The sequence below is a fragment of the Methylophilus flavus genome (assembly GCF_042678905.1).
Lineage (GTDB): Bacteria > Pseudomonadota > Gammaproteobacteria > Burkholderiales > Methylophilaceae > Methylophilus > Methylophilus flavus.
In genome coordinates, this window is sequence record NZ_JBHTLN010000001.1 from 428409 (window position 1) to 446563 (window position 18155).

At 47.9% G+C, this 18155-nt stretch carries 16 protein-coding genes and 1 tRNA gene; 9 read left to right on the plus strand and 8 right to left on the minus strand.

What is annotated here, in order from left to right:
- Window positions 1–446: 446 nt before the first annotated feature.
- The 8 genes from ACFQ2T_RS02020 (at window position 447) to cheZ (ending at window position 10196) form a co-directional block, all read left to right on the plus strand.
- Complete coding sequence (locus ACFQ2T_RS02020; RefSeq protein WP_379029788.1) at window positions 447–3167, plus strand: methyl-accepting chemotaxis protein; 2721 nt, start codon at window positions 447–449, stop codon at window positions 3165–3167.
- Between the two features lie 304 nt (window positions 3168–3471).
- Window positions 3472–5583, plus strand: coding sequence for a methyl-accepting chemotaxis protein (locus ACFQ2T_RS02025; protein WP_379029791.1), 2112 nt, complete (start codon window positions 3472–3474; stop codon window positions 5581–5583).
- Window positions 5584–5639: 56 nt separating this feature from the next.
- Window positions 5640–6347 (plus strand): formaldehyde-activating enzyme, encoded by a 708-nt coding sequence (fae, locus tag ACFQ2T_RS02030; RefSeq protein WP_379029794.1) that lies wholly within the window; start codon window positions 5640–5642, stop codon window positions 6345–6347.
- Between the two features lie 42 nt (window positions 6348–6389).
- Window positions 6390–7286, plus strand: a complete 897-nt coding sequence (locus tag ACFQ2T_RS02035) for a CheR family methyltransferase (RefSeq protein ID WP_379029797.1) — start codon at window positions 6390–6392, stop codon at window positions 7284–7286.
- Between the two features lie 2 nt (window positions 7287–7288).
- Window positions 7289–7897 carry a chemoreceptor glutamine deamidase CheD gene (gene cheD, locus ACFQ2T_RS02040; RefSeq protein WP_379029799.1) on the plus strand — a complete coding sequence of 203 codons (609 nt, stop codon included), beginning with the start codon at window positions 7289–7291 and terminating at the stop codon, window positions 7895–7897.
- Between the two features lie 27 nt (window positions 7898–7924).
- Complete coding sequence (locus ACFQ2T_RS02045; protein ID WP_379029802.1) at window positions 7925–8998, plus strand: protein-glutamate methylesterase/protein-glutamine glutaminase; 1074 nt, start codon at window positions 7925–7927, stop codon at window positions 8996–8998.
- Window positions 8999–9108: 110 nt separating this feature from the next.
- A complete protein-coding gene (gene cheY, locus ACFQ2T_RS02050; RefSeq protein ID WP_379029805.1) occupies window positions 9109–9507 on the plus strand; it encodes a chemotaxis response regulator CheY in 399 nt (132 codons plus the stop codon).
- Between the two features lie 2 nt (window positions 9508–9509).
- Window positions 9510–10196 carry a protein phosphatase CheZ gene (cheZ, locus tag ACFQ2T_RS02055; RefSeq protein ID WP_379029808.1) on the plus strand — a complete coding sequence of 229 codons (687 nt, stop codon included), beginning with the start codon at window positions 9510–9512 and terminating at the stop codon, window positions 10194–10196.
- A 45-nt stretch (window positions 10197–10241) separates the two neighbouring features.
- Here cheZ and ACFQ2T_RS02060 read toward each other — a convergent pair whose 3' ends face one another.
- The gene (locus tag ACFQ2T_RS02060) at window positions 10242–10619 is read right to left on the minus strand and encodes a DUF779 domain-containing protein (protein ID WP_379029811.1); all 378 of its coding nucleotides are present in this window, start codon (window positions 10617–10619) and stop codon (window positions 10242–10244) included.
- Between the two features lie 98 nt (window positions 10620–10717).
- A complete protein-coding gene (exaC, locus tag ACFQ2T_RS02065) occupies window positions 10718–12238 on the minus strand; it encodes an acetaldehyde dehydrogenase ExaC (protein WP_379029813.1) in 1521 nt (506 codons plus the stop codon).
- A gap of 348 nt (window positions 12239–12586) precedes the next feature.
- On the opposite strand from exaC, the gene ACFQ2T_RS02070 reads away from it, so the two are divergent.
- Window positions 12587–12676: transfer RNA gene (locus ACFQ2T_RS02070), tRNA-Ser, on the plus strand.
- 232 nt (window positions 12677–12908) lie between these two features.
- Here the strand turns inward: ACFQ2T_RS02070 and ACFQ2T_RS02075 are convergent.
- The 6 genes from ACFQ2T_RS02075 to cmk form a co-directional block, all read right to left on the minus strand.
- Window positions 12909–13223 carry a ComEA family DNA-binding protein gene (locus tag ACFQ2T_RS02075; RefSeq protein ID WP_379029815.1) on the minus strand — a complete coding sequence of 105 codons (315 nt, stop codon included), beginning with the start codon at window positions 13221–13223 and terminating at the stop codon, window positions 12909–12911.
- A 109-nt stretch (window positions 13224–13332) separates the two neighbouring features.
- Complete coding sequence (gene pyrF, locus ACFQ2T_RS02080) at window positions 13333–14028, minus strand: orotidine-5'-phosphate decarboxylase (RefSeq protein ID WP_379029817.1); 696 nt, start codon at window positions 14026–14028, stop codon at window positions 13333–13335.
- Between the two features lie 32 nt (window positions 14029–14060).
- Window positions 14061–15290 (minus strand): lipopolysaccharide assembly protein LapB, encoded by a 1230-nt coding sequence (gene lapB / locus ACFQ2T_RS02085; RefSeq protein ID WP_379029820.1) that lies wholly within the window; start codon window positions 15288–15290, stop codon window positions 14061–14063.
- A 169-nt stretch (window positions 15291–15459) separates the two neighbouring features.
- Window positions 15460–15744 (minus strand): integration host factor subunit beta, encoded by a 285-nt coding sequence (locus ACFQ2T_RS02090; RefSeq protein ID WP_379029822.1) that lies wholly within the window; start codon window positions 15742–15744, stop codon window positions 15460–15462.
- 15 nt (window positions 15745–15759) lie between these two features.
- Complete coding sequence (gene rpsA / locus ACFQ2T_RS02095; protein WP_379029825.1) at window positions 15760–17256, minus strand: 30S ribosomal protein S1; 1497 nt, start codon at window positions 17254–17256, stop codon at window positions 15760–15762.
- 180 nt (window positions 17257–17436) lie between these two features.
- Entirely contained in the window at window positions 17437–18114 is a 678-nt protein-coding gene (cmk, locus tag ACFQ2T_RS02100) for a (d)CMP kinase (protein WP_379029828.1), read from the minus strand.
- Window positions 18115–18155: the final 41 nt, after the last annotated feature.

Genomic DNA, 18155 nt, shown 5'->3' on the forward strand with positions numbered 1-18155 from the left:
TGAAGGTTTTTTGTTGTGGGCATCCGCCGTGATTGGTTACCCGCTTTAACAAAAAAAGCTACCAGCCAGCGCTGGTAGCTTTTTCTATTTCTACCGTTGGAGAAGTTAACATCAGGCATCTGTTTTTTAAATTTTCCAGTCATCAATTTGTTGTAAAAAAGCCATTCCCCAGAATGCTGTTTTTTCTAATCAAAATCATTGGATTTAATCACTAAATCATCCGTTTTCCCTCAAGTTTCCCCGCAAAACAGTCGTTATAAACGATACGTAAACAGTGAATTCTGCGCTTGCCGGAATCAACTGCAAACAGTAGTTGTTTTTAATCATGCACGACTGAGATCTGGCGGGTAAAAGCCTCTCTCATAGCCGCATATTATTCAGTGTATTTTTGCCATAATTCAGCGATATAAAACTGAATTTGTCAGTTAATTTGCTTAGGAATTTGTATGACGATAGCCAAACGAATGTACCTGCTGATCGCCTCCTGCGCGGTCGCAATGGTGATCTTGATCGGTTTTACCTTAACCCAGGTGGTCAAGGTGTATGAATTTACCAATCAGGCAAATGCGAACAGCATTCCCAGTATTCTTGAGCTTTCCAAAGCCGAGAACTTCTACCAGCGTTTGCGCCTGAACCTGCTGCGACATGTATCTGCGACGACACCGGCAGAAAAAGCAAAGCTGGCCGGGCAGATCCAGGAACGTCGTAAAGTAGTTGAAGAAGCGATGAATAACTACAAAGACCTGACCAGCGATAGCACTGACAAGGAAATGTTCACGCAAGAGCAGAATATGCTGGCGGGATACTTCGACCAGATGACGCGTGTGCTTGCTTTGTCCGATGCCGGTTCGCCTGAAGCGGCCAGCCTTCTGCAAGCTGCCGATAAAGTAGCCGTTGATCTGGCTAATAAGCTGGATGATCATATGGTGTATAACCAGAAGATCAGTAAAGTGCATGCTGAGAATGCCGCCGCCATTAAGCAGAAAGCCTTGTGGCAATCCGCTGCGATTGCCTTGCTGTGCCTGTCTGTCATTGTGGTGACAGGAGTATTGATTACCAAACGCTTGCGTGCACAACTGGGTATGGAGCCAACTGAGCTGGGCGTGATTGCGCGCAACTTTGTTGAAGGCAACCTGAACCAGAAAATTACTTTGCCAGACACTGACAAGAGCAGTGTGGCCTATTCCATCCGCACCTTGCAAAAAACGCTGGATGGCCTGGTGCAATCCCTTAACTATGTCAGCCAGCAACATGACGAAGGCGATATCGATTGCACAGTAGACCAAACCCGTTTTAAAGGTGGTTATGGCGAAATGGCCGCAGGCATCAATAAAATGGTCGCTGGCCACATTGCCATGAACAAGGAAGCGATTGAAGTGGTAAAAGCATTTGGTGAAGGTAACCTGGATGCGCCATTGAAGCAGTTTCCGGGCAAAAAAGCCTTTGTCAACGAAGCCATTGAACAGGTGCGCGGCAATATCAAACTTCTGGTGAGTGATGCAGATGAACTGGCGCATGCGGCTGTTGAAGGTCGTTTAACTGCAAGGGTGGATGCAAGTACGCATAAAGGCGATTTCCGCACAATCGTGGAAGGTCTGAACAGCACACTGGATGCCATCGTGAAGCCGTTGAATGTGACTTCCAGCTATCTGGATAACATTGCCAAGGGAGATATCCCGGCCAAGATCACCGAGCAATACCAGGGCGATTACAGCCTGATCATCAATAACCTGAATACGTGTATCGATGCTGTGAATGCACTGGTGGCAGATGCCAACGAACTGGCAGCAGCTGCGCAAAACGGTGCCTTGTCTACCCGTGCAGATGCCGGCAAGCACAATGGCGACTTCCGTAAAGTGATTGATGGCCTGAACAGCACGCTGGATGCGGTTGTGAAACCACTGACAGTGACTTCAGAGTACCTGGAGAATATTGCCCGTGGTCATATCCCAGCCAAGATTACCGATCATTATCCTGGCGACTACAGCCAGATTATTGATAACCTGAACACCAGTATCACAGCAGTGAACAACCTGGTTGCAGACACGAATCTGCTGGCCGAAGCTGCCGGTGAAGGCCGTATTACCGTACGTGCCGACGCTGACAAGCACCAGGGTGACTTCCGCAAGATTATCGAAGGTGTCAACAGCACCCTGGATATGGTGGTAGACCCTATCATTGCCGTGACCGAAGCCGTAGAAACCATCACTACAGCAGCCAATGAAATCTCCAGCGGTAACGCCGACCTGTCAGCCCGTACGGAACAGCAAGCGTCCAGCCTGGAACAAACCGCTGCCAGCATGGAAGAACTGGCTTCAACCGTGAAACAGAATGCCGAGAACGCCAAACAGGCGAACCAGCTGGCATTGACTGCTTCTGATGTGGCTGTCAAAGGCGGTGCCGTGGTCAACGAAGTCGTCGCGACCATGAGTGCCATTAACGATAGCGCCAAGAAGATTGAAGACATTATCTCCGTGATTGACGGTATTGCCTTCCAGACCAATATCCTGGCCTTGAACGCAGCGGTGGAAGCCGCCCGTGCAGGTGAGCAGGGCAGAGGCTTCGCAGTGGTCGCGGGTGAAGTGCGTAATTTGGCACAACGCTCAGCCAGTGCAGCGAAGGAAATTAAAGAGTTGATCACAGACTCAGTGAATAAAACCACTGAAGGTACGCGACTGGTTGAGAATGCCGGTAGCACCATGGAAGATGTGGTGTCTTCTGTACAACGTGTGGCTGACATCATCAGTGAGATCTCGGCCGCTTCTGCCGAGCAGACCACCGGTATTGACCAGGTCAACCAGGCGGTGACCAGCATGGATGAAACCACGCAACAGAATGCGGCCCTGGTTGAAGAAGCCGCAGCTGCCGCTGAATCTCTGGTAGACCAGGCTAACCAGCTGGCTGACGCCATCAGCCAGTTCAAACTGGAAGGCAAGAGCTTTGGTGGCGGGCATGCGGTGACGCATAAACCGGCAGCCAGACCGTCAACGGTGAAGATAGCATCGAGTCAGCATACTGCACAAAAGAGTAGCGGCTATACGCCCAGGTCAGGCTCAGAAAGTGGATTTGGCAAGTCGGCATCCGGAGGCAGCAGTAGCCCACCACCGGTAAAGTCTAATGCCGCCAAACGTACGGGCACGGACGATAGTGACTGGGAAGAGTTTTAGCTATAGGTACTGAAGCATAAAAAGCCGACCAAAATAAGGTCGGCTTTTTTATTTGTAAAGACATGTCAAAGGGTGTATTTTAGATGTTTACGTATTGTTATTGCGATAGCAATGTCGCATTTACCTACGTCACATTTCTGGTTTTCTTTAGCTTTGCAATTACCAAAATAGAACGGAGTTTCCCCTTTTTTCGCATCATTTAAATCCAGGCAAGTTCCTTAATAATGACCACCATAAACCGATAAATAGTACAAACCATCCATTTAACAGGGATTTTGGAAATCAAAAAATAAGGAGTGACAACATGTTGTCAGAGAAATTGGGTGCATTAACAGGCAAGTTTGGTCGTTTGAAATTGTCGTCTCAATTAGGCTTATTGCTTGCTGTATCAGGTGTAGGGGCTGTAGTCAGTGTGTCACACAGTGGCCTGGTGACAGGTTTAATTGTGGGCAATATGGCGTTAGGCACATTGCTGGTACTGAGTGTCAAACGTAATCTGGGTGGTGAAGCCGCTAAAGTATTAGCGACCGCACAAGAAATTGCTGATGGCGATTTCAACACTGCAGATGATGCTGTTGACGCAGGTGGCGAAAATGTACTGAGCGCATTGCATCAGGCTAAAGGCTCATTAAATAGTCTGGCTCAGCAAATTGCATTGATTTCTGCCGAACACGCCAATGGCAATTTAAAGAAGACAATTAATCTTGCACAATTTAATGGCGAATATCGCAATATCGCGCAAGGAATCAACCAAATACTGGCGCTGCCTGCCGAGCTGCTGGAAAAAACCAGTCACTCTATGCTGGCGCTAAGCCAGGGCAATTTCGATACGCAACTGGATACCTTGCCTGGTGACCTCTCCGAACTGAATCATCATTTTGACGGTTTAAAAACCAACGTCAAAGGCCTGATTACAGAAATGGAAAAAATGGCCTCTGCGCATGCAGCAGGCGAATCCGATACTCTCCTCGAAATCGTTAAGTTCGATGGCGACTTTAAACTGGTCGCTACAGGCATCAACAATATGGTGTCTGCCTATGTAGGCGAAACCGACAAATTTATCGCCGTGATGGATAGCATAGGACGCGGTGATTTAACTGCCCAACTTGAGCCTATGCCAGGTAAAAAAGCAGCGATGAACAAGAGTGTTGACCGTATCCGCGGCAACCTCAAAGGCATTGTAGATTCTGTCAACTGGGTAAACACCGAGCACGAAAAAGGCAATATCGACATGACGCTGCGTGCGGATATGTTTAAAGGCCAGTTCTCAGTATTAGCTGACTCTATTAACAAGATTGTCACCGGTCATATTGAGTTAAACCAAAAAGCCATGGCCTGTGTGAAAGCCTTTGGTGATGGTAATTTCGATGCGCCTTTGGAACAGTTCCCAGGCCAGAAAGCCGATATCAACCTGATTATCGAGAAAGTACGTAGCAACCTGAAAGCATTGAACCATGATGCAGAAATGCTGGCTGAAGCAGCCAAAGAAGGGCGCGTCACTGTACGTGCCGATGCTAGCCGTCATCCAGGCGATTACCGCAGGATTGTTCAAGGTATGAACAACACGCTGGATATGATTGTTGAACCGGTATTGACTGTAAAAACCGCCGCTGAATCCATCAATATTGCAGCCAAGGAAATTGCCCAGGGCAATGCCGACCTAAGCCGTCGTACTGAAGACCAGGCAGCCAACCTTGAAAAAACAGCATCCAGCATGGATGAACTGTCTTCCACTGTTAAACAGAATGCGGAAAACGCCAAGCAGGCTAACGAGCTGGCGGCCCAAGCGTCGCAAGTGGCTGTAAAAGGTGGTAGTGCAGTCAATGCTGTGGTTAATACGATGAGTGACATTAACGAAAGTGCGCACAAGATTGAAGACATTATTTCGGTCATCGACAGCATTGCTTTCCAAACCAATATCCTGGCACTGAATGCTGCTGTTGAAGCCGCACGTGCCGGCGAACAAGGCCGTGGATTTGCAGTGGTGGCGGCAGAGGTGGGTAATCTTGCCCAGCGCTCTTCAGTGGCTGCCCGTGAAATTAAAGAATTAATCAACGACTCGGTCAACAAGACTGCAGAAGGTAGTCGCCAGGTTGAAGAAGCCGGTAAAACCATGCATGAAATTGTAGACTCTGTAAAACGTGTCAGCATCATCATTGGCGAGATTGCCTCTGCTTCTAACGAGCAAAGCCAGGGGATTGCACTGGTGAATGATGCCGTGATCCGCATGGACGATGTCACACAACAAAATACCGCCTTGGTCGAAGAGGCTGCGGCGGCTGCCGAATCACTGATGGATCACGCGAACGAGCTGGCAACAGCGGTGAGCGTGTTCATTGTAGATGGCAACGCGAAGGATTCGCGTCACAAGAATACCGGCTGGTCGGAAGATTTCCGTCAAGTCAGTAACGGATAGGGCACGCTGTAAGCCCTTTATAAGTAGTACTTTTAATAATTAACAGGAGCATAAAAATGGCAGTGATTGATAGAGTATTGATTGGCGAAGGCTTGGTCATCGAGGACCGTCCTGAAGGTGGTCTGGATTTAAAAAATGTGGCCCACATTGACTTGATTTTAGGACCACGCGGTAGCGCTGCAGAAGACGCATTTTGTCGTACGCTCACCGATCAAAAACAAGGAGTAAACGGTTTATTGGCGATTGCAGCGCCAAACATGATGGTAAAACCAAACACTGTGATGTTCAACAAGGTCACCATTAAAGATGGTCGCCAGGCTACCCAGATGTTTGGCCCAGCACAACGTGGCGTGGCCATGGCTGTGATGGATTGCGTTGCTGATGGCACCATCCCGTTGGAAGAAGCCGATGACGTATTTATTTGCGTAGGCGTATTTATCGACAGCAAAGCAGATATGGATGACCGTATCCAGGACTGGAACTACCGCGCAACAAAAATCGCACTGAAAGCCGCTATCGCCCGCGAGCCTAAAGCCGCTGATGTAGTAAAACAATACAAAGAAGCATTGCACCCGTTTGCAGCACAAACACCAGAAGCACAAAACCGTCGTGCGGATGACACTGCTGCTGCTTTGGCCATCACTCAAATGCAAGAGCGTAGCAAATATGCACGCACAAGTGCTGAAAGCAAAGCCCGTGAAGAGAAACAGATCGAGTTGGCTATCAACCAGATGAAAGATCGCATTAACACGACCAAGGCTTAATTCAAGCTAATGGAACCTGACGGATTTGCATAGGATAACGAAGTGACTGCCTTGAAAAAACAAGAACAAGAAGATCGCGAGTTTTTGTTTACGCGCGATGATTTCGTCAGAATTAAAAGTCTGATTTATCGCCATGCAGGCATTTCATTGTCCGATGCAAAGACGGACATGGTGTACAGCCGTATAGGCAGACGTTTACGTGCACTCGATATGCAAAGTTTCAAGCTGTATCTGGATAAACTGGAACAGCACCAGACTTCAGAAGAATGGCAGGCATTTACCAATGCACTGACCACCAACCTGACCTCTTTTTTCAGGGAAGAGCATCACTTTCCCATCCTGGCTGAACATTTGACCAGGCTTGCTTCTTTACACAAGCATGCAAAACCAATTCGTATCTGGTGTTCTGCGGCTTCGACCGGTGAAGAGCCTTATTCGATTGCCATCACCGCGTGTGAGGCATTTAATTCGCTTAAGCCCCCGGTAGAAATTATTGCGACAGACATAGATACCAATGTATTAGCGACGGCGAGCGCGGGTGTATACCCGATTGATCGCATCAAGAAAATGGACGAACCCAGACTGCGCAAGTTCTTTGAAAAAGGCACTGCCAAGCATGATGGGTTGGTCAGGGTTAAAAAAGCGGTACGCGATTTGATTCACTTTCACCAGCTCAACCTGCTGGATCAGCAATGGCCTTTTCGTGAGGCCTATGATGTGATCTTCTGCCGCAATGTCATGATCTATTTTGACAAGCCCACCCAAAGCAAAATTATTGAGAAATTTATCACACTGATGAATGAAGACAGCTTGTTGCTGGCCGGGCACTCGGAGAACTTCCTCTATGTGTCTAACCAGCTGCAATTGCTTGGTAAAACCGTCTATAAACTAAAAACTAATGGCGCGGCTCGTTCCAGCCTGTTAATGAATCGGAAATAGTCATGAGTGTTTCACAAGAAGATATTGCAAACACCCTCTACTTTGACAGAACGTTTAATTGCGACGCGGCCAAAATCTCTCCTGGAGAGTATTATTACACCGACAAGGATATGCTGATCGTCACCGTGCTTGGCTCATGCGTCTCTGCCTGTATCCGCGATACCAGATCCGGCATTGGCGGCATGAATCATTTCATGTTGCCTGAGAGTGGCAGTGCCGACCGTGATAGCCCTGTTTCAGAATCCATGCGTTATGGCACTTATGCCATGGAAGTGCTGATTAACCAGTTGTTGAGAAATGGCGCCAGGCGAGAAAACCTGGAAGCCAAGATATTTGGCGGCGGCAATGTTTTGCGCAGTTTCACCACCAATAACGTCGGTGATCGCAATGCGGCTTTTGTGAAGCAATACCTCAAGGATGAAGGTATTAAAGTGACCGGGGAAGACCTGCTGGATATCTATCCACGCAAAGTTTACTATTTCCCCAAAACCGGCAAAGTGCTGGTCAAGAAACTCAAGCAGCTGAACAACTACACCTTGGTAAAACGCGAGCAGGCTTACTCAAGCAAGCTGAAAACCAACGATGTGGGCGGCGATATCGATTTGTTTTGATAATAATAATTATAAAAAGGAAATCATATGAAAACGAAAGTGTTAGTCATTGATGATTCAGCGCTGATACGCAGCTTGCTGACTGAACTTATTAACGATACCAAAGACCTTGAAGTCATCGGTGCCGCGCCAGACCCGCTGGTGGCGCGTGAGATGATCAAGCAGTTGAATCCGGATGTCCTGACGCTGGATGTGGAAATGCCAAGGATGGACGGGCTGGATTTCCTTGAGAAACTCATGCGCTTGCGCCCTATGCCGGTATTGATGGTATCGACACTGACAGAAAAGGGTTCCGAAATCACATTGCGTGCGCTCGAACTTGGCGCCACAGATTTCGTCACCAAGCCTAAAATGGGTATCTCCCAGGGCATGCAGCAATATGCCGATGAAATTACCGACAAGATACGCACGGCGGCCAAAGCCAAAGTCAGCACATTGCAGCATATTGCCAAAGCGTCAGCAGCAGGGGGGCAGGTACAAAATGCTATCCGCAACCCCTTGATCAGTAGTGAGAAATTATTGATCATCGGTGCCTCGACTGGCGGTACAGAAGCAATCAAAGCTTTCTTGATGCAAATGCCTTCAGACTGTCCTGGCGTGTTAATCACGCAACACATGCCAGCAGGGTTTACCAAATCCTTCGCTGCCCGTTTGGACAGCCTGTGTAAGATTTCAGTCAAAGAAGCGGTGGATGGCGAGCGGATATTGCCGGGACATGCCTATATCGCGCCGGGTGATAAACATTTGCTGCTGGCCAGAAGCGGTGCCAACTACGTCACCCGCCTGTCTGACAGCGAGCCTGTAAATAGACACAAACCCTCTGTAGATGTATTGTTTGATTCTGCAGCCGTGCACGCCGGTAAAAATGCCATTGGCATCATCATGACCGGCATGGGTAAAGACGGCGCGGTTGGCATGCTACGCATGAAAGAGTCCGGCGCGTACAACTTTGCACAGAATGAAGAAAGCTGTGTTGTCTACGGCATGCCACGTGAAGCAGTCGCGCATGGCGGTGTGCAGGAAGTCGCACATCTGAAAGACCTGCCAAGGTTAGTGTTACATTATCTGGCAACGAATAGTGAACGCGCCTTGCGTGTATAAGACTTCAAAGAATAAGCAGGCAAATCAGGGCTTTATTATCGCTAGTATTTATGCGAGATGGAGTGATAATGGTAGATATGAATACGTCACTAAAGATAGCGGAGTAATAAATGGGCAATCCGAATACTAGATTTCTGGTGGTTGATGACTTTTCCACCATGCGCAGAATTGTGCGTAACCTGCTTAAAGAGCTGGGTTACAACAATGTTGAAGAGGCCGAAGATGGCGCTGATGCATTGAGCAAGCTGCGTAGCGGTGATTTCGAATTTGTCGTATCTGACTGGAACATGCCAAACATGGATGGACTGACCATGCTGCAGAATATTCGTGCAGATGCCAAGTTATCCAAATTGCCGGTGTTGATGGTGACGGCAGAAGCAAAGAAGGAAAACATCATCGCCGCCGCACAAGCCAAAGCCAACGGATACGTAGTTAAACCTTTTACGGCCGCCACGCTGGAAGAAAAATTATCGAAGATTTTTGAGAAATTGGAAAAAGGCGAGGCTTAATCATGACCGAGGCTGTCAATCCGAAACAAGACAACATCGTGGTAGATATGGCTTCTGCCATGATGCAAAACCTGAACGGTAATCAACAAGAAGAAATGATTAGCCGGATTGGCCAAATGACACGTTCGCTGCATGACAGCTTGAGTGCATTAGGTTACGACAAGGTTTTAGAACAAGTGGCACAGGAAATACCGAATGCGCGTGACCGGTTGAACTATGTAGCCAAAATGACGGAGCAGGCCGCAGAACGTGTGCTGAATGCCACTGATCAGGCTACGCCATTGCAAACAGAAATGGCCGATCGTGCCCATGCATTGCAGGATCGCTGGAAAGCGGTGATGGCCAAGTCCGCACTCAAATCAGAATACGATTTAGTCGTGCATGAAACGCTTGATTACCTTTCCCTGGCAGATAAAAATACGACAGCAACCAAATCATTGCTGATGGATATCATGATGGCGCAGGATTTCCAGGATTTGACAGGTCAAGTGATCAAAAAAATCACTACTCTTGTGCAAGAACTGGAAGGGCAGCTGGTACAAGTACTGCTGGATTTTTCACCAGGTGCCAAAAAAGAGGAGTCTTCAGACTCATTGCTCAATGGTCCGCAAATTGATCCACACAATAAAGTGGATGTGGTTTCAAACCAGGAACAGGTTGATGACTTGCTGGATAGCTTAGGCTTTTAAGCTGAGTTTACACTAAATAAAAAGGGCCGTTTGGCCCTTTTTTGTTTATACATAGCCAACACGCTCTTCCGCAGGCAGAGTTGCCAATTCTTCATCGTTATACACGCGTCCGCGGGTAATGAACGCAAAGCCACTACCGCCTTCCAGTGAAAATGAACCACTGGAACCTGGGACCGCATCCAGGATAGTATGCGTATTCGTCATAAAGCTGAAATGGCTATCACCCATGTAAAAAATAGCGCCAGCCAGCACGCCAAGTTTCACATCAGAAGGGCTGGGTCTGAATTCAGCAGCCGGCATACACATAGGGCCACTTCCTTCGCAACAGCCACCAGATTGCAGGAATACGATAGGGCCATGCTGTTGAGTCAGCTGCTCAATAAGCGTGATCGCACTGGGTGTTGCAGAAAGTCGTTCAGTCATCGTTTTCCCCTCCATGTTCATCTGATAGACAAAAAAGGGGCGAATTTTTCGCCCCTTTTTCCAAACTACTCTAGATCAAATGATGATCAACCTTGAGCTTAAAAGAAACCCAGTTTTTTCGGGCTGTAGCTGACCAGCAGGTTTTTAGTCTGCTGGTAGTGGTCTAGCATCATTTTGTGCGTTTCACGACCGATGCCTGACTCTTTGTAGCCACCAAAAGCAGCGTGGGCAGGGTAAGCGTGGTAACAGTTGGTCCAGACACGACCCGCTTTAATGCCACGGCCCATGCGGTAAGCACGGCTGCCATCGCGTGACCATACGCCGGAACCCAGGCCAAAGATGGTGTCATTGGCAATGCTCAAAGCTTCCGCTTCATCTTTAAAGGTAGTCACTGCCAGTACCGGCCCGAAAATTTCTTCCTGGAAGATACGCATTTTGTTGTGACCTTTGAACAGCGTTGGCTTCACGTAGTAACCTTCTGCCAGATCGCCACCAAGCACGTTGCGCTCACCGCCGCACAGCAATTGCGCACCTTCCTGGTTACCGATATCCATATAAGACAGGATCTTGTTGATCTGGTCTTGAGAAGCCTGTGCACCTATCATGGTGTTTGGATCCAGCGGGTTACCTTGCTTGATGGCGGCGACGCGCGGCAATACACGTTCCATGAATTTGTCGTAAATGGACTCCTGAATCAGGGCACGTGATGGACAGGTACAGACTTCGCCCTGGTTAAAGGCAAACAGCACCAGGCCTTCCACTGCTTTGTCGAGAAAGTCATCATCGGCAGACATGATGTCTTCGAAGAAGATGTTAGGCGATTTACCACCTAATTCCAATGTGGCAGGAATCAGGTTGCTGGCAGCTGCCTGAGCAATAAAGCGACCAGTCGCTGTTGAACCGGTAAAGGCGATTTTATTGATACGTTTGCTGTTAGAGAGCGGGGCGCCCACTTCACGGCCATAACCGTTCACAATATTCATGACACCTGGCGGCAATATATCGCCAATCACTTCCATCAAGATCAGGATACTGATAGGGGTGAATTCTGCCGGTTTCATTACCACACAGTTGCCGGCAGCAATCGCTGGCGCGAGTTTCCAGGCCGCCATCAAGATAGGGAAGTTCCAGGGAATGATCTGACCAACCACGCCCAGTGGCTCATGGAAATGATAAGCCACTGTGTTTTCGTCCAGCTCGCTCAGACTGCCTTCCTGCGCGCGTAAAGCACCGGCAAAATACCTGAAGTGGTCAGCGGCTAAAGGAATATCCGCATTCATAGTCTCACGAATTGGTTTACCGTTATCGATTGTTTCTGCAGTAGCGATCAACTCCAGGTTTTGCTCGATACGGTCTGCGATTTTCAGAAGTAAATTAGAGCGTTCTGCAGCAGGTGTTTTTGCCCATTTATCTGAAGCTGCATGAGCAGCATCCAACGCCAACTCAACATCTTCAGCACTGGAGCGGGCAGCCTGCGTATAAGGCTTGCCGGTAATCGGGGAAATAGCATCAAAATACTCACCTTTGACTGGGGCAACCCATTTGCCACCAATAAAGTTGTCATATTTTGCCTTGTAGGGGACTTTAACCCCCATGGCTTTCAATAGATCCAAACTCATAATCACTCCTGTACTTTTTATATAGATGTTATAGCAGAACTGCTCTCCAAACCGCCATATTGAACGTGTGCTCAATAACCTGATAAATCATCTGTCAAGCCGCTTGAAATAAGGCTTTTTCAAATGATTGACGAGGTAAACATTAACCCTTAAGACCCACAAAATCAAGCATTTTTCCAGTGTTTCTAATGATTTATAAGATAACTGAGTTAGTTGGTTTAATCCTGAAAAGTTCAATCACTTACAGGTGTAGCAGCGGCGTTAAACCGCGTTTTTTCATAATCGGATTATTCAGGTATAAAACATTTGGCGCGATTTTGGGAATCAGCTATAATCGCGCCTTCTTTCGGAGAGATGGATGAGCGGTTTAAGTCACCACCCTGGAAAGGTGGCATAGGGGCAACTCTATCGAGGGTTCGAATCCCTCTCTCTCCGCCAAATATGAAAAGCACCTTTGAGGTGCTTTTTTTATGTGTCATTGGTTTATCAAACTTACATCAAACGTTCAACTCACTTGGTTTTAGCAGTTCAGATAGCTGACGTCATTTAACAATGGGGTCACGTTCTGTTTCCGCTAATAAAAAAACACCCAAGAGGGTGTTTTTTTATCATAAATTTAGCTATCTCAAATTGAAAACTGCATGTTGTTGAAAACGCTATCATCAAAGAATTAGGGTTTCTTTTTCTCCGTTGTTTTATCCGTTTTCACTGCATCAGATGGTGTCGCTTTCTTGGATCCCACGCTAATATCTTTCTTCAGGTTGGTGAGAGTAGCTTGACCAATCCCGGGAACCTGATCCAGTTCATCGACCGTTTTAAAGCCGCCATTCTTTTTCCTGTATTCAATAATGGCCTGTGCTTTGGCCGGGCCTATGCCATTCAGGCTCTCAAGTTCCGCCTGGCTGGCGGTATTGATATCCACGGTGGCATAAGCGGCAGGGGATAACACTAACAACATTAAATAAACCAAAAACATATATCTCATAGCTTCTCCTGATCATTAAAATATAAAAGCAGGCCTGTTTAGCCTGATTTAATTCTAATGGTCAGTAGCCATCTGTTTCAGATAGCGGCTTTAATTTAATTAATAAATGTTAAATATTTTTAATAATTGTGTTTAATGCAACAATGGGATCAGGCGCTTGCGTAATCGGACGGCCTATCACCAGATAATGAGATCCCAGTGCAATCGCTTCTTGTGGTGTCACAATCCGTGTCTGGTCATCCTGGCTGGCATCCGCGGGACGAATACCTGGCGTGACAAGGCAGAAGGTGGCGCCTAAAGCCTGTTTAAGCATCGCTGCCTCCTGGGCAGAACATACGACCCCCTGTAAGCCGGCCTGCTGTGTCAAGGTAGCCAGTGCAAGTACATGATCACTTAAAGAGCGCTGAATGCCCAGGGTGTGCAGGGTTGGCTCATCCATACTGGTAAGTACGGTCACGGCTATCAACAATGGGGCTTTTGCGCCAAATGCTTTATCCAGGCCTTCCTGCGCAGCCTGCATCATGGGCAGGCCGCCGCTGGCGTGCACATTGAGCATCCATACCCCAAGATTCGCCGCCGCCTGGCAAGCCTTGGCCACGGTGTTGGGAATATCATGAAATTTCAGGTCAAGAAACACATCGTATTGTTGTTTTACCAGCGACTCGACGAATGCGGGCCCGGCTGTGGTAAATAACTCTTTGCCGACTTTTAATTTACACAATGCAGGGTCCAGGCGAGCGACCAGCGCTTGCGCGGATGCGGCATCAGCGTAGTCGAGGGCAACAATAATTTTGCTATCAGTCATGTGTGATCACTACAAAAAAAGTGAAGAAAAGATTATTTGCGCTTAAGCAATTTAATATCACGGATGGTAGCTTCGGTAGGCTCGGAAGGTAGCGATTCCCAGGCATTACAAGCCGGGCATTGCCAATGATACTGCTTGGCGCGGAAACCACACTGGTCACAGTAGTACGCTGCACGGTCACCAATGGCATTACGGACAGTCTGTTGCATGAGCTGTAAATCATGTTGTTCATCTTCCAGCATGGCTCGTGCTTGCAGCAACTGATCCAGGGATTTTAAGCTAGGCTTACGTATCAGTTCATTACGCGCCAGCTTGGCGGCTGTATCTGCCCCTTCGGCTTGTAAAGTGGCTTCGTACAACACAGACATCATGCTGCTTAACTGGTAAGACTCCAGGTATTGGCTCAGCTGGTCCAGCCCTTCTTTCAACCCTTTGGAAGTATTGCCGACAGTCTGCGCATCGCTGTCGCTTAATCCCGCATAGCTTTTGAGCATTTTCTGCGCAACAAGGCCCAGGTACTCCGGATCCTGCATTTCGATTCTTTTCCAGAAAGAAATCGCTGCGGCATGGTCTTCCTGCTGTGCTGCCATGTCGCCTAATAACACATTGGCCCGCACACAGTTTTTGTTTGCATCCAGGGCTTGGGCAAGCAGGTCTTTGGCATTCTGCCAATCCTGCTGAATAATGGCGTTGACCGCCAGTTCGCAGTAATACTGGGCGATTTCTTTGCGGTAAGAAATACCGGATGAGCCTTCTAATTCAATGGCCATGGCAATGGCTTGCGACCATTCACGCTCTTTGACATATATTTCCAGCAAATGGCGTAAGGCGGCCTGTTCATAACGCGTGTGGCGCAAAGCCAGGAACAGTTCTTCTGCGCGGTCATATAATCCGGCTTTAAAATAATCCTGCGCCAGTTCGACTTTGATTGAAGTAGACTGTTGCTCAGTCAGCTCGTAATTTTCCAGCAAATTCATATGCAAATGGATGGCGCGGTCAGTTTCGCCTGTGCGGCGGAACAGGCTGCCCAATACAAAATGCAATTCCAGGGAGTCTTTATTCAGGTAGAGCGCTTCACTGAAAGCATCTACCGCTTTATGGTACTGATCTGCAATCAGCAGGTTCAGGCCTTTAAAATAAGTCGCAGGCAGGGAGGTCGATTCCGCAATCAACTGCTTGATATCCACCCGGGCCGCAATCCATCCCAGCGTGAAAAACAGTGGCAAAATCAGTAACCACCAATATTCAAATTCAACCAGCATACAAGGTCTCTTTTTTAGATAGCGCCTATTTTACCTTAAGCGCCTGTGGTCTTGGCATGAATATGGATGTGTCATGAATATAGCCAAGGCATCACTTTGCCATTAAGAAAAAACATGGCAAAAAAAACGGCATCTCATAGAGATGCCGTTCTTGTCAGCAAAGGCTGATTTACTCCATAGCGTCCACACGGTCGCGCAGTTCTTTACCTGCCTTGAAGTGGGGCACATACTTGGCTGGCACCTGTACTTTAGTGCCAGTTTTAGGATTGCGTCCAAGCCGAGGTGGGCGGTAGTTCAAGCTGAAGCTACCAAAACCACGGATTTCTATACGCTCGCCAGTCGCCAGGTTTTCTGTCATCGCATCCAGGATGGTTTTAACAGATAACTCGGCATCTTTCAGCACTAATTGCGGAAAGCGCTGTGCAAGTAAATCGATAAGTTCAGATCTAGTCATGACCTAAAGCCTTTATTATTTTTTGCTGTCCAATTTAGCTTTCAACAAAGCACCCAGGTTAGTGGTACCTGCTGAAGCTTCATCGATCATTACATCATCAGCTTTGGCTTTTTTAGCTTTTGGCTTGCCACCTTTGTCGTCACCGATAGGTGCGCTGTTGCCGCTTGGATCTTCAGTCAATTGTTTCACGCCCAGAGAAATACGCTCTTTCTCAACGTCAATTGCCAGGATAACAGCTTGCAACTCGTCACCTTTTTTGAAGTTACGGATCGCTTCTTCGCCAGACTGTGTCCATGACAGGTCAGACAAGTGCACCAGGCCATCAATACCGCCTGGCAGACCGATAAACACGCCAAAGTCAGTGATAGACTTGATCTGGCCGGATACTTTGTCGCCTTTAGCGTGCGTAGCAGCGAAATCATCCCATGGGTTTGGTTTGCACTGTTTCATGCCCAGTGACAAACGACGACGGTCTTCGTCGATTTCCAGGATCATCACTTCTACTTCGTCGCCCAGTTGAGCGATTTTGCCCGGATGGATGTTCTTGTTAGTCCAATCCATTTCAGACACGTGTACCAAACCTTCAATGCCCGGTTCTACTTCTACAAACGCGCCGTAGTCAGTCAGGTTAGATACTTTACCGAACAGGCGTGTACCTACCGGGTAACGGCGGCTCAATGCCACCCATGGGTCGTCGCCCAATTGCTTGATACCCAGAGAAACACGGTTTTTCTCCTGGTCGAATTTCAGGATCTTGGCTTCAACTTCTTCACCAACAGTCAACACCTCAGACGGGTGCTTCACACGGCGCCATGCCAAGTCAGTGATGTGCAACAGGCCATCGATACCACCCAGATCCACGAACGCGCCGTAGTCAGTGATGTTCTTAACGATACCTTTGATCACAGCACCTTCAGTCAGGCTGCCCAACAATGCTTCACGGTCAGCACCTAATGTGTCTTCCATGACAGCACGGCGTGAAACCACGATGTTGTTACGCTTACGGTCAAGTTTGATGACTTTAAAGTCCCATTCTTTGTTTTCGTAAGGAGTAGTGTCTTTAACAGGGCGGATGTCTACCAGTGAGCCAGGCAGGAATGCCATGATGCCGCTGACAGAAACGCGCAAACCACCTTTAACACGGCTGCTGACAAAGCCTTTAACCACACGGCCTTCGTTCATGGCTTCTTCCAGATCCAGCCATGCTTGCATTTTCTTCGCTTTTTCGCGAGACAGTTGTGTAGAACCAAAACCGTCTTCCAGCTTTTCGATCGCCACTTTAACGAAGTCGCCTACAGCAACTTCCAGTTCGCCCTGGGCATTTTTGAACTCACCGGCATTAATCACGCTTTCGGATTTAAGGCCAGCGTTAACAATCACGAAATCATTGTCTACAGACACTACTTCGGCGGTGATTACTTCACCAGCGCGCATTTCCTGGCGGGCCAGGCTTTCTTCGAAGAGAGCTGCAAAAGATTCCATGGAGGAGGATGTATTAGAAATAGAAGCCATTAAAAAATTGTCCAAGTTTTACTCGCCAAACAGCCCATGCTGCCAAACGAGCCATTGCTACCTAAAGAAAGCAGTCAATGGATAAAGTTAAAAAGTGCCATATCCGGCTGGCGCCAAATATAACGCGAATCTGGAACTATACACAAAAAAATTATTGACTTCAATGACTTAAAGCGTTTTTTACGTGTTTTTGGCGGTCTTTTTAAAGGCTTCCACAATCATATCGACGGCTTCGACGATATTCATTTTCGTGGTATCCACCAGCATGGCATCCGGCAACTGTTTCAAAGGCGCGGAAGAGCGTTGTGTATCGCGCAAATCACGCTGGCGTAAATCTTCAAGGATAGTCTCGTAATCGGCAGTGTCGCCACGACTGATCAGCTGGTCGTAGCGTCGCTGGGCGCGGGTTTCTACGCCTGCAGTCAGAAACACTTTTAATGCAGCATCGGGAAAAATCACAGAGCCTATGTCTCGTCCATCACCCACCAGGCCGGGCGCTTTGCGGAAGTTTCTTTGCGTTTGCAACAAGGCTGTGCGCACCTCAGGATGAACTGCAACCTCAGACGCGCCTTTACCCATTTGTTCGCTGCGAATATGGACACTGACATGTTCGCCGTTTAAAAATACCTCTCCGCCTTCGAAGCGGATATCCATAGAGGGTACGATAACTGCCAGTTTAGCCGCATCAGACCAGGAAACCGACTGTGTGTAAGCTGCATAAGCCAGCAATCGATACAGGGCACCAGAATCCAGATAATGAAAACCAAATGCCTTGGCTACACGTTCCGCGACGCTGCCTTTGCCGGAAGCGGAGGGTCCATCAATGGCAATCACTGGCCATAGGGTTTGTTCAGTCATAAATTTTGCTTATCAAATACTTAAAAACAATGAATTGGATT

Coding starts and splice junctions, on each gene's coding strand:
- ACFQ2T_RS02025 (WP_379029791.1), top strand. CDS start 3,472: ATGTTGTCAGAGAAATTGGGTGCATTAACAGGCAAGTTTGGTCGTTTG.
- ACFQ2T_RS02060 (WP_379029811.1), bottom strand. CDS start 10,619: ATGACTGAACGACTTTCTGCAACACCCAGTGCGATCACGCTTATTGAG.
- ACFQ2T_RS02090 (WP_379029822.1), bottom strand. CDS start 15,744: ATGACTAGATCTGAACTTATCGATTTACTTGCACAGCGCTTTCCGCAA.
- lapB (WP_379029820.1), bottom strand. CDS start 15,290: ATGCTGGTTGAATTTGAATATTGGTGGTTACTGATTTTGCCACTGTTT.
- fae (WP_379029794.1), top strand. CDS start 5,640: ATGGCAGTGATTGATAGAGTATTGATTGGCGAAGGCTTGGTCATCGAG.
- exaC (WP_379029813.1), bottom strand. CDS start 12,238: ATGAGTTTGGATCTATTGAAAGCCATGGGGGTTAAAGTCCCCTACAAG.
- ACFQ2T_RS02075 (WP_379029815.1), bottom strand. CDS start 13,223: ATGAGATATATGTTTTTGGTTTATTTAATGTTGTTAGTGTTATCCCCT.
- ACFQ2T_RS02045 (WP_379029802.1), top strand. CDS start 7,925: ATGAAAACGAAAGTGTTAGTCATTGATGATTCAGCGCTGATACGCAGC.
- ACFQ2T_RS02020 (WP_379029788.1), top strand. CDS start 447: ATGACGATAGCCAAACGAATGTACCTGCTGATCGCCTCCTGCGCGGTC.
- cheD (WP_379029799.1), top strand. CDS start 7,289: ATGAGTGTTTCACAAGAAGATATTGCAAACACCCTCTACTTTGACAGA.
- cmk (WP_379029828.1), bottom strand. CDS start 18,114: ATGACTGAACAAACCCTATGGCCAGTGATTGCCATTGATGGACCCTCC.
- rpsA (WP_379029825.1), bottom strand. CDS start 17,256: ATGGCTTCTATTTCTAATACATCCTCCTCCATGGAATCTTTTGCAGCT.
- cheZ (WP_379029808.1), top strand. CDS start 9,510: ATGACCGAGGCTGTCAATCCGAAACAAGACAACATCGTGGTAGATATG.
- pyrF (WP_379029817.1), bottom strand. CDS start 14,028: ATGACTGATAGCAAAATTATTGTTGCCCTCGACTACGCTGATGCCGCA.
- cheY (WP_379029805.1), top strand. CDS start 9,109: ATGGGCAATCCGAATACTAGATTTCTGGTGGTTGATGACTTTTCCACC.